The organism is [Clostridium] citroniae WAL-17108 (assembly GCF_000233455.1).
GTDB classification, from domain to species: domain Bacteria; phylum Bacillota; class Clostridia; order Lachnospirales; family Lachnospiraceae; genus Enterocloster; species Enterocloster citroniae.
Genome location: NZ_JH376420.1, coordinates 62,161 through 73,344, shown reverse-complemented (window position 1 = coordinate 73,344; position 11,184 = coordinate 62,161). Strand labels below are relative to the sequence as shown.

Genomic DNA, 11,184 nt, shown 5'->3' with positions numbered 1-11,184 from the left:
TATATGAAAGCGCCTTTGATTCAGGTGTGTTTTAGCACACCGTAAAGGCGCTTTAGGTTTATATTACGAAACGGGGGATTAAATATGGAACGCGAAAAGTTTTCATCCAGACTGGGTTTTATCCTGATATCAGCCGGATGTGCCATTGGTCTGGGAAATGTGTGGCGTTTCCCATATATCGTGGGAGAATACGGAGGCGCTGCATTTGTGCTGGTCTACCTGGTGTTCCTCCTGATCTTGGGACTGCCTATTGTGGTAATGGAATTTGCAGTGGGACGGGCCAGCCGGAAAAGTGCTGCTCTGTCATTTGATGTGCTGGAGCCAAAGGAGAGCAAGTGGCACCTGACCAAGTATATCGCCATGGCAGGCAACTACCTGTTAATGATGTTCTATACCACGGTTGGCGGATGGATGCTCCTTTACTTTTTTAAGATGATGAAAGGTGATTTTACCGGACTTGAGGCGGATGCGGTGGCAGGGGAGTTTGGATCCATGCTTGCAAACCCGGCCCTCATGGGCGGTTTTATGGTGGCGGTGGTATTCCTGTGCTTTGGCGTCTGCGCCATGGGGCTTCAAAAAGGCGTGGAGCGGATCACCAAGGTCATGATGTTATGTCTGCTTGTGCTTATGGTGGTATTGGCCGTTCATTCCATGATCCTTCCCGGAGGCGGCCCCGGCCTTAAATTTTACCTGATGCCTGATTTTGGCAAGATGGCGGAGGCAGGGATCGGCGAAGCTGTATTTGCCGCTCTGGGACAGTCCTTTTTTACACTGAGCATTGGAATTGGCGCGCTGGCCATATTCGGAAGCTATATTGGAAAAGAGAGGACTCTGACAGGTGAGGCGATCAGTGTTGCTCTGTTAGATACCCTGGTGGCGTTTATGGCCGGACTGATCATTTTCCCGGCATGCTTTGCTTACAACATTGAGTCCAAGGCAGGTCCGTCCCTGATCTTTATTACCCTTCCCAATGTATTTAACCATATGGCTGGCGGAAGGATATGGGGGACCCTGTTTTTCCTGTTTATGTCCTTTGCTGCATTTTCCACCATCATTGCAGTGTTCCAGAACATCATATCCTTTGCAACGGATCTGACGGGATGCACCATCAAAAAAGCAGTCATCTGCAATATTGTGGTCATCATCCTTTTATCGGTCCCCTGTGTATTGGGCTTTAACCTGTGGAGCGGCTTTGCGCCTCTGGGGGAGGGCAGCACGGTGCTTGATCTGGAGGATTTTATTCTCAGCAATAATCTTTTGCCCATTGGCAGTATGCTGTACCTTCTGTTCTGTACCAGCAGGTATGGATGGGGTTTTAAGAAATTTATGGCCGAGGCCAATGAGGGTGAGGGGATCAAGTTCCCGGCCTGGGCCAGGATTTACGTGAGTTATATCCTGCCCCTGATCGTGCTGGGCATCTTTATACAGGGGTATGTATCAAAATTTATGGTGAAATAAGTTTTAATTCAGAGTCAGAAATAACAGACGATCAACAGGCAGCCTGGCCATGGAAGCGGTCAGGCAGCCTGTTTGTTTTTATAGTGGAGGAAAAAAGGGTATTTTTATGTATCTATCAGTAAATGTAAAATCAGCTTGACATTTAATGTAAAGCAGACTATACTAAAAATGTAAAGCATGATTTACATTTACGAAGCATAAAATGACAGTCAGGCAAGGGGTGATGTGATTGAAGACAAGGATACAGGAGCTGCGAAAGCAGAACAAAGTGACCCAGGAAGAGCTGGCGTCTGCCCTGGGAGTGACCAGGCAGACCATCATTTCCCTGGAGAATGGGAAGTATAACGCATCCCTTCAGCTGGCGTTTAAGATCGCCAGGTTTTTTGAGAAAAGCATTGAGGATATTTTTTTATATGAGGAGGAGGAATGACCATGTGGCTGAGTCAATTATTTATTGAGAATCCAATTAACTTTGAAAAGCGGTGCAGAAGTCGCATAATAACGGGAATCCTGTTTGCACTTTTAGGAGCGGCGGCCCTGGGAATGGCGTTTATATCCAAAAGTCATGTGTTTGTTTTGTATCTGGAACCGGGTTACCGGGAATACATCCCGGGATTCTACGGAGGAACCGGAGTGGGGCTGATGGCTGCGGGCATCATAACCGTGATGAGGAATATGCGGTATCTGAAGGACCCGGAGCTTAGAAAGGCCAGGAAGATCTATGAGACAGATGAGAGAAACCGCCTGTTGGGGCTGCGCTGCTGGGCCTACACCGGGTATACGGTGATGATCCTGCTCTATATCGGCATTCTGGTGAGCGGATTCATCAGCCTGACCGTATCCAGAACCCTGATGGCAGTGATCGCGTGCTATGGGGTGATCCTGGTGATATTTCGCCGGATGCTGCAGAAGGCCATGTAAACCATGGACGATCCGGTTTGCAGTAAAAAGGCCGGTATGAAATTTTTAGCAATATAGACAGAAAATCTGATAAAGCCTTTCCGTGCAGGACATACTAACCGTGGAAAACCGGAAAGGAGCAGAGCATATGACAACAAAGCAGTATCACATAGACGGAATGACCTGCGCGGCGTGCAGCAGTGCGGTGGAACGGGTCACAAGAAAACTTGGCGGAGTGGAGAGCAGTGATGTGAACCTGACCACGGGCCGTATGGTCATTACTTATGATGAGAGTAAGGTGACCCCGGACATGATCAGCGACAGGGTGGCAAAGGCCGGATTTGCCGCCAGTCTGATGGAGAAGGAGGACCTGACCGGGAAGGCGGAGGAAGAGGAGTGGCAAAGGCAGGAGAAACACCAGCAGGCCGCCAGGCGCCAGGTGGTGGTCGCGGTCTGCTTTGCCATCCCTCTGCTGTATATTTCCATGGGACATATGCTGCCCTTTACACTGCCCCTTCCCAGTATGATCGCCATGGATCAAAATCCCCTGAACTTTTCATTGGCACAGCTGATCCTCACAGTGCCCATCCTGATCTGCGGGCGCAAATTCTATGTGGTGGGTATCCGCTCCCTTTTAAAGGGAAACCCCAACATGGACTCCCTGGTGGCCATTGGAACAGGAAGCGCGTTTGTTTACAGTCTTGTGATGACCCTGGGAGTACCGGACAACCATATGAGGGCCCATCAGCTCTACTACGAATCAGCGGCCGTGGTCGTAACACTTGTGATGCTGGGCAAGTATATGGAGACCAGAAGCAAGGGAAAGACGTCCGAAGCCATCCGCAAGCTGATGGAACTGGCGCCCGACACAGCCATTCTTTATGAAAATGGAGTGGAGCGTGAGGTGGAGACAGCGCAGGTGGGTGTGGGGCAGCACATACTGATCAAGCCGGGCAGCCGGATCCCGCTGGACGGTGTCCTTATCAACGGAAACAGCAGTGTGGACGAGTCCATGCTGACAGGGGAGAGCGTTCCGGTGGAAAAGCAGTCCGGTGACCGGGTGATCGGCGGAAGCATGAACTACAACGGGGCCATGGAGGTGGAAGTGACCCATGTGGGAAATGATACCACGCTTTCCAGAATCATCCGTATGATAGAGGATGCCCAGGGAAAGAAAGCACCCATTTCCAAGCTGGCCGACCAGGTGGCGGGTTACTTTGTGCCGGCAGTAATGGGCATCGCTGTGGTGGCCGCACTTTTGTGGTGGCTGGTGGGCGGCAAGGATCTGGCATTTGTGCTGACCATCTTTGTGGCGGTGCTGGTCATCGCCTGCCCCTGTGCCCTGGGGCTTGCCACACCCACTGCCATCATGGTGGGAACCGGGGTGGGAGCAGGACACGGAATCTTGATCAAGAGCGGCGAAGCGCTGGAAATATGTCATAAAGTGGACGCGGTGATTCTGGATAAAACAGGAACGATCACTGAGGGCAGTCCGAAGGTGACGGATGTGAGCGTGATCAGCAGTTCGGTGGTGGAACAGGTATGGAAGCTGGAAAGCGCGCTGGTGCCCGGAACCGTGCCTGCATCCGCTCCCGCAGACACCACCAAAGCAGCACCGCCGTCCGATGCTGAGAAGAAGGAACACCTGCTTTTCCTGGCAGCCTCCTGTGAGCAGATGTCGGAACATCCATTGGGGCAGGCCATTGTCCGGGCTGCCAGGGATAAGCAGATGGATCTGGTGATGCCGGAAGCATTTGAGAGTGTGACGGGAGCGGGCATTATTACCGCCTGGAAGGGATGGAAGGTGGCTGTGGGCAACCGCAGGCTGGTGGAACATCTGAATGTACCGGTATCCGAGGAAACAGGGAACCAGGCCGCGGAATTTGCGGGAATGGGAAAGACGCCCATGTATATTGTAATTGACGGCCGTCTGGCCGGGCTGATCTGTGTTGCGGATACCATCAAGGAAACAAGCGTGGCGGCCATGGAAAAGATCAAAAGCCTGGGTGTCCAGGTCCACATGGTCACAGGCGATAATGAGAAAACGGCACGTTATATCGGAAAGCTGGCCCATGTGGATCACGTGGTGGCGGAAGTTCTGCCTGAGGACAAGGCTGATGTGGTAAACCGGTTGCAGAAAGAGGGAAAAACAGTTATGATGGTAGGTGACGGCATCAACGATGCGCCGGCCTTGGTCCAGGCGGACGTGGGATGCGCCATTGGAAACGGCAGCGATATTGCCCTGGAATCAGGTGATGTGGTGCTGATGAAATCCGATCTGATGGATGTGTACCGGGCCATTAAGCTCAGCAAAGCCACCATACGCAATATCAGGCAGAACCTGTTCTGGGCTTTTTTCTATAATACGCTGGGGATCCCGGTGGCGGCCGGGCTGCTGTACCTGATGGGCGGCCCGCTGTTAAGCCCCATGCTTGGCGGATTTGCCATGTCCTTAAGCTCCGTGTGCGTGGTTGGAAACGCTTTGCGGCTTAAGAATCTGAAACTCTGATTGTAAAAACCAATGACAAAGGAAATGACACCCATGCAGTTTAACTCTTATCTCTTTATAATGATCTTTCTTCCGGCGGCCCTGACAGGGTATTTCGGATTGCACCACTTTGGTAAGGAGAGGGCGGCCAGAATGTTTCTGGCAGCCATGTCCTTACTGTTTTTTGCCTATGGGAACCCGTGGTATCTGGTGCTCCTTTTGATCAGTGCAGTGTTTAACTGGTGGATCTCACGTATGTTTTATAGAAGCGGGGCAAATGACGGCAACCGTCCTGCCCAAAGCCCCAGTTTTGGCAAAGCGCTTCTTACCATTGCAATTGCGGCCAATCTGGGCCTTTTATTCTATTATAAATATTTTAATTTTTTCATTGAAAACCTGAACCTGATCTTCCGTCAGGATCTGGTGCTGTCAAAAATCCTCCTGCCCGTGGGAATCAGCTTTTTTACCTTCCAGCAGATTGCATGGCTGGTGGACTCCTGGCGCGGTGAGACGGGAGAATACGGCTTTTTGGATTATGTTCTCTTTACGGTCTATTTTCCGAAGATCGCCATGGGTCCGATCCTGTTGCACAGGGAATTTATACCACAGCTTTGGGATGAATCCCGCAGGAACATGAATCCGGAACACATGTCCAAGGGACTGATGGTATTTGCAGTGGGCCTGTTTAAAAAGGTGATCCTGGCCGAGTTTTTTGCCAGTCCTGTCGCCTGGGGATATGCTCAGGCGGAAATGTTAAGCTCCACGGATGCATTTCTTGTAATGCTGGCCTACGCGTTCCAGCTGTATTTTGATTTCAGCGGCTACTGTGATATGGCAATGGGGATATCCCGGATGTTTAATCTGGAACTGCCCCCAAATTTCGATTCGCCCTACAAGGCGCTGTCGCCCGTGGATTTCTGGAAACGCTGGCATATGACGCTGACGCGTTTTCTGCGGACTTACATATATTTCCCCCTGGGGGGAAGCAGAAAGGGGACAGTGCGGACCTATGTGAATATCATGATTGTGTTTCTGGCCAGCGGCCTGTGGCACGGGGCCAACTGGACTTTTATCCTTTGGGGCGCACTGCACGGGGCGGCCCAGGCCCTTAACAGGGCCTTTGAGAAGCAGTGGAACCAGCTTCACACGGCATTCCAATGGATGGCAACCTTTCTGTTTGTGAATATGACCTGGGTCATATTCCGGGCGGACAGCATTTCCCAGGCAAAGCAGTTCCTTAAACAGCTGGTGCGGCTTGACAACATGCAGCTGAGTCCCGGATGGCTGGGAAGCTTTAAACTGGTAGAGCTGCCCCTGGCAATCCAGAGCCACAGGGTTTTTTGTGTAGTTTTAATTCATGCCATAGCCCTTTACCTGGTGATGAATACCAGGAATATGGGGGAAGCTGAACTTAAGCCCACCCTGTTAAGGAGTATAGGCACCGCGCTGCTTTTGGTGTGGTCGGTGATCTCACTTGCTGGGATCTCCACCTTTATCTATTTTCAATTTTAAAAAGAGCTACGGGAGAAAAGACATTGGATATGCGGACAGAGGACAAAACAGGCAAAGGCCGGGAAAAGACACAGACCGGTGAACCGGGGACACGCAAAAAAGCAGAGCAGGGGGGCTGGGGAAGGTGGCTTTGGGCTACGCTGGGAATATTTCTGGCAGGTCTGGTCCTGCTGGGGGGTATTGTAGTGGCTGTGGATCCATTTTTCCATTACCACAAACCCCTTCGGGGGCTGGCCTATTCCATTGACAGTGAGCGCTATCAGAATGACGGCATCAGCCGGCATTTTACATATGACGCGGTGCTGACAGGCACCTCTATGACGGAGAACTTTAAAGCGTCCCAGTTCGACCGGCTGTTTGGAGTGACCTCCATCAAGATACCATACGGAGGCGCATATTATAAAGAGGTGGATGAGGCGGTCAGGCGGGCTGTTTCCTATCATCCCCGGATCAAAATGGTGTTCAGGAGCCTGGATAAAAGCTTCCTCATGTATGACAAGGATGCCTGGAATACCACGGCGCCGGCGCCCAATTACTTAAATGACAGGAATCCCTGGAATGATGTGAATTACATATGGAACAAGGAAGTGATCTTTGGAAATGTGAGGGGCGTCTTTGCCAGGACCAGAGCGGGCGGGCGCACGACCACCTTTGACGAATACATGCACTGGGCTCCGGACAAGGAATGGGGAAGGGAGGCAGTGCTAAAAACATTTGATCGTCCTGACTCAGTCAAGGAGCCGGTTCCCTTTACCCAGGAGGACCGTGAACTGGTCCGGGAGAATGTGGAGCAGAATATCCTGGCCACGGCCAGGGCGAACCCGGACATTACCTTTTATTGTTTTATCCCGCCCTACAGCATTGCCTATTGGCACAGTGAGCTGATCGCAAAAGGCGAGTTTGAACGGCAGCTTTCCGCTCTCAGGCTTATGACGGACATGCTGACGGAGTGTGACAATATCCGGCTTTTTGGTTTTGACGACCAGTTCTCAATTATCTGTGATCTGGACAATTACATGGATGTCATCCACTACTCGGAAAAGGTGGGAGACCAGCTTCTGGAATGGATGGCAGCGGGAGAGCACCGGCTGACCAGGGAAAATAAAGAGGAATATTTTGATAGAATCACTGATTTCTATGCAAACTATGACTACAATGATATCTACTGATAAAATGACGACTGAAAAGGAGACTGAGATGAAGACGTTCAAATGCGAGGAAATGATGTGCGGGGGCTGTGTAAACAGGATAAAAAAAGGGCTGGATGCCGCTGATATTAACAATAAGGTGGATCTGGATTCCAAGACAGTGACCATTGACGGATGCGGTTCCTGTGAGGCAAAAGCAGTGGAGATTTTGGACGGATTGGGTTTCTCGGCAGTGGAAGTATAATATTTTCAAAATTATTTTAAAAACTTTGACAATTTATGGTTGACATTCCAGCTTAATTGTATTATACTACCAAAGGTATCGAGGCGTGGCTCAGTTTGGTAGAGCGCTGCGTTCGGGACGCAGAGGCCGCGTGTTCGAATCACGTCGCCTCGATGTACCTTAAGGCCTGATGGTCAAGCGGCTAAGACGACGCCCTCTCACGGCGTAAACCCGGGTTCGATTCCCGGTCAGGTCATGATGATGAGGCTGTTGCTGATGCGACAGCCTCGTGTCATCTTATTGGACAGTGAAAGCTGTTCGGATGCCACTGTAGCGCAGTTGGTAGCGCAACGCATTCGTAATGCGTGGGTCGCCGGTTCGAGTCCGGCCAGTGGCTTGATTAAAACCCCTGTGTTTACAGGGGTTTATTTAAATTTTAAAAGATTTTGAAGAGGCTTTTATAGCCTCTTTTTTGTTTTTCACATATCAGGACGTTATGACGAACAGGCCATATCTCAGCGCTTATACAATATTTATTGTCATGAGCAAAAGCCGTATGGATTCTTTATATGCTTATTTGTTATGGTATTAGGGCAGTATTTACCATGTTTGACAGCAATAGGGAGGCATGTGGATTGTGTTTGAACGGATTTTAGTGATTGAAAGTGATTCCCAGGTGCAAAAGTACATGGGGTCTTTTCTTGAAAAGCATAAGTATCAATGCGTATTGACAGATAAGGGTAAGGTTGGCTGGTCTGTTTTAAGGAACAGTTCAATGGATCTGATTATCTTGGACATGATGCTGGAGGACTATGGGGCCCTGGAATTCATAAGGGATGTACGGAGTGTGTCACAGATACCTATTATTGCAACATCATTTATGAAAGGGGAGGATGCAATCGTGATCGAGGCATTGGAATGCGGTGCGGATGATTACATCAGGAAACCATTTGGCGAGGGAGAATTTCTTGCCAGGATAAGAGCAAGGTGCAGGCGCAGAATGCTGGTTGAGGACACACAGGAACAGCCCATATTCAAGATGAGATATCTGGCCGTTGATTTCGGAAAGATGAGAGTCATTGTCCATGGCAGGAGTGTGCATTTGACGCCTACGGAATATAGGCTGCTGTCAGTCCTCATCAACAACAGAGGGCGCCTGATGACCTATGAAGACATTAACGATGCTGTGTGGGGGAAAAGCCTCAAAGTGGATATCCGGAAGATAAGGGTTTATATCGGGACAGTCCGAAAGAAAATAGATGACGACTATCAAAATCCACGTTTTATCCAAACTGTTGAAGGAGCGGGATACCGATTGGTAGAATAATGCTTTATGAAATATTTATAAGCAATAGGGGGAATCCCATTGGAATTTTTATATGGTTTGATGCTACAATACGAAAACAGTTGCAACGTATATGAAGGAGGAAATGTAAATGATGGATATTTGTATGGTTGGCACCATATTAGCCAGCTGCGTGCTGATGAAGCTGTTTGTGGACTGGTGTGAATCCCAGGTGGATCCAAAGGAGAAGCAGTAAGGCGGTTCAGGATTTTAAAGGACGGAATAAAAAAGGAGTGAGGAATCGTATGATTATCTTAGGAATCATCATTGCAGGAATGGCTGCATATCTGGTGTATGCGCTTGTATATCCGGAAAAGCTGTAAGACAGGTGTACCCTCGGAGTCTCCGGGAGTGCACAACAGATTAAGAGGAGGAAGAATAGAGATGTTTCAGATATTGATGACGTTGCTCATTTACATGGTTTTGGTGGTTCCTGTGGGAATTTATTTGTATCATGTGGCAACAAAACAAAAGACATTTGCTGATCCTGTATTTGACCGGATCGACAATCGGATTTATAAGGTCTGCCGCATTGAGCGGGGGAATATGAGCTGGAAAACCTATGCCCTTAACCTGCTTATGACAAATGCAGTTATGATATTGATCGGTTACTTGGTTTTAAGGCTGCAGGGATTGCTTTTCCTGAATCCCAATAAGATTGGGGCAATGGAACCCCCCCTTTCCTATAACACGATCATTTCATTTATGACCAACACGAACCTTCAGCATTACTCCGGCGAATCCGGCCTGACCTACTTGAGCCAGGTGGTTGTCATCATATTTATGATGTTCACCTCGGCGGCAACCGGATACGCAGCCTGTATGGCATTCTGCCGCGGTATGTCCGGGAGACCTATGGGTAATTTTTATGAAGACATGGTCAGGAACACCACACGTATCCTGATTCCCATTGCATTTATAGTAGGACTGATTTTGATCTGGCAGGGTACACCGCAGAACTTCCAGTCAAATTTTACGGTACATACAATGGAGGGAGAACTCCAGGATATTGCAACGGGACCCATTGCAGCGCTGGAATCCATTAAGCATGTGGGAACAAACGGAGGTGGATTTCTGGGAGCCAACTCATCCACACCATTGGAAAACCCTACGATCATATCAAATATTGCAGAGCTTTATTCCATGATGATCCTCCCGGGTGCTTGTGTGATTGCTTTTGGCCGTATGATTGCCGACAAGCGCAGGGAACTGGGGAAGAAGACTATCTTCGGGAAACAGGGCAGGACTGTGTTTGCAGCAATGGCCATTATCTTCATGGCAGGCCTGGCAGTCTGCTATGTATCTGAAAAAGCAGGTAATCCTATCCTTGCAGGCGTGGGCCTGAATCAGGATATGGGATCCTATGAAGGAAAGGAAGTGCGGTTTGGAATTGCCCAGTCAGCGTTATTCACCACTACGACCACTTCATTTACAACCGGAACCGTTAATAACATGCATGATACACTGACGCCGTTAGGAGGATTGGTACCTTTGCTCCATATGATGCTCAACTGTGTATTTGGAGGAAAGGGCGTAGGCCTGATGAACATGGTCATGTATGTCATATTGGCGGTGTTTATCAGCGGCCTGATGATTGGGCGTACACCGGAATACCTGGGCAAGAAGATAGAAGGGCGGGAGATGAAACTGGTGGCGGTCTGCCTTATCATTCATCCGCTGCTGATCCTTGGCTTTTCAGCTCTGGCCGTATCCACGGCAGGCGGCCTTGAGGGGATTACCAATCCGGGGTTCCACGGTCTGTCCCAGGTACTGTATGAATATAGTTCCTCAGCGGCAAACAATGGATCCGGCTTTGAGGGGCTTGCAGATAACTCTGTTTTCTGGAACATGACGGCAGGCCTGGCAATGTATTTTGGACGTTTTCCGGCTATTATACTGCAGCTGGCAATTGCCGGAAGCATTCTTGCCAAACGAAAGGTAAATGAAACGATCGGTACACTTAGAACGGATAATGTAATATTTACATTGATTCTTGTGTTTGTCGTATATATATTCGCGGCATTGACGTTCTTTCCGGCACTGGCGCTGGGACCCATCGCGGAGCACCTGACAGTCTGGTTCCCGGTAATGGGTTAAGTTAAGGAGGAAA

10 protein-coding genes and 3 tRNA genes are annotated in these 11,184 nt (G+C 49.5%); all 13 read left to right on the top strand.

Annotated features, from left to right (window positions below):
- The first annotated feature begins 84 nt into the window (after window positions 1-84).
- The 13 genes from HMPREF9469_RS00350 (at window position 85) to kdpA (ending at window position 11,171) form a co-directional block, all read left to right on the top strand.
- Window positions 85-1,458 carry a sodium-dependent transporter gene (locus tag HMPREF9469_RS00350; RefSeq protein ID WP_007857959.1) on the top strand — a complete coding sequence of 458 codons (1,374 nt, stop codon included), beginning with the start codon at window positions 85-87 and terminating at the stop codon, window positions 1,456-1,458.
- Window positions 1,459-1,687: 229 nt separating this feature from the next.
- The gene (locus HMPREF9469_RS00345) at window positions 1,688-1,888 is read left to right on the top strand and encodes a helix-turn-helix transcriptional regulator (protein WP_007857957.1); all 201 of its coding nucleotides are present in this window, start codon (window positions 1,688-1,690) and stop codon (window positions 1,886-1,888) included.
- Between the two features lie 2 nt (window positions 1,889-1,890).
- Entirely contained in the window at window positions 1,891-2,379 is a 489-nt protein-coding gene (locus HMPREF9469_RS00340; protein ID WP_007857956.1) for a hypothetical protein, read from the top strand.
- A 127-nt stretch (window positions 2,380-2,506) separates the two neighbouring features.
- Window positions 2,507-4,867 carry a heavy metal translocating P-type ATPase gene (locus HMPREF9469_RS00335; protein ID WP_007857955.1) on the top strand — a complete coding sequence of 787 codons (2,361 nt, stop codon included), beginning with the start codon at window positions 2,507-2,509 and terminating at the stop codon, window positions 4,865-4,867.
- A gap of 33 nt (window positions 4,868-4,900) precedes the next feature.
- Window positions 4,901-6,358: an MBOAT family O-acyltransferase gene (locus HMPREF9469_RS00330; RefSeq protein WP_007857953.1), complete on the top strand. Its 1,458-nt coding sequence runs from the start codon at window positions 4,901-4,903 to the stop codon at window positions 6,356-6,358.
- Between the two features lie 29 nt (window positions 6,359-6,387).
- Window positions 6,388-7,527 (top strand): hypothetical protein, encoded by a 1,140-nt coding sequence (locus HMPREF9469_RS00325; RefSeq protein WP_007857952.1) that lies wholly within the window; start codon window positions 6,388-6,390, stop codon window positions 7,525-7,527.
- 28 nt (window positions 7,528-7,555) lie between these two features.
- Complete coding sequence (locus tag HMPREF9469_RS00320) at window positions 7,556-7,750, top strand: heavy-metal-associated domain-containing protein (RefSeq protein ID WP_007857951.1); 195 nt, start codon at window positions 7,556-7,558, stop codon at window positions 7,748-7,750.
- Between the two features lie 79 nt (window positions 7,751-7,829).
- Window positions 7,830-7,903: transfer RNA gene (locus HMPREF9469_RS00315), tRNA-Pro, on the top strand.
- Window positions 7,904-7,913: 10 nt separating this feature from the next.
- Window positions 7,914-7,985: transfer RNA gene (locus tag HMPREF9469_RS00310), tRNA-Glu, on the top strand.
- 68 nt (window positions 7,986-8,053) lie between these two features.
- Window positions 8,054-8,126: transfer RNA gene (locus HMPREF9469_RS00305), tRNA-Thr, on the top strand.
- 240 nt (window positions 8,127-8,366) lie between these two features.
- Complete coding sequence (locus tag HMPREF9469_RS00300) at window positions 8,367-9,056, top strand: response regulator transcription factor (protein ID WP_007857950.1); 690 nt, start codon at window positions 8,367-8,369, stop codon at window positions 9,054-9,056.
- A 263-nt stretch (window positions 9,057-9,319) separates the two neighbouring features.
- Complete coding sequence (kdpF, locus tag HMPREF9469_RS33995) at window positions 9,320-9,397, top strand: K(+)-transporting ATPase subunit F (RefSeq protein WP_227161976.1); 78 nt, start codon at window positions 9,320-9,322, stop codon at window positions 9,395-9,397.
- 61 nt (window positions 9,398-9,458) lie between these two features.
- Window positions 9,459-11,171 carry a potassium-transporting ATPase subunit KdpA gene (gene kdpA, locus HMPREF9469_RS00295; RefSeq protein WP_007857948.1) on the top strand — a complete coding sequence of 571 codons (1,713 nt, stop codon included), beginning with the start codon at window positions 9,459-9,461 and terminating at the stop codon, window positions 11,169-11,171.
- Window positions 11,172-11,184 lie beyond the last annotated feature (13 nt).

Excerpts from the sequence above, each read along its gene's own strand:
- kdpF (WP_227161976.1), top strand. The coding sequence starts at position 9,320 with ATGATTATCTTAGGAATCATCATTGCAGGAATGGCTGCATATCTGGTG.
- HMPREF9469_RS00320 (WP_007857951.1), top strand. The coding sequence starts at position 7,556 with ATGAAGACGTTCAAATGCGAGGAAATGATGTGCGGGGGCTGTGTAAAC.
- HMPREF9469_RS00335 (WP_007857955.1), top strand. The coding sequence starts at position 2,507 with ATGACAACAAAGCAGTATCACATAGACGGAATGACCTGCGCGGCGTGC.
- HMPREF9469_RS00340 (WP_007857956.1), top strand. The coding sequence starts at position 1,891 with ATGTGGCTGAGTCAATTATTTATTGAGAATCCAATTAACTTTGAAAAG.
- HMPREF9469_RS00325 (WP_007857952.1), top strand. The coding sequence starts at position 6,388 with ATGCGGACAGAGGACAAAACAGGCAAAGGCCGGGAAAAGACACAGACC.
- HMPREF9469_RS00330 (WP_007857953.1), top strand. The coding sequence starts at position 4,901 with ATGCAGTTTAACTCTTATCTCTTTATAATGATCTTTCTTCCGGCGGCC.
- HMPREF9469_RS00350 (WP_007857959.1), top strand. The coding sequence starts at position 85 with ATGGAACGCGAAAAGTTTTCATCCAGACTGGGTTTTATCCTGATATCA.
- kdpA (WP_007857948.1), top strand. The coding sequence starts at position 9,459 with ATGTTTCAGATATTGATGACGTTGCTCATTTACATGGTTTTGGTGGTT.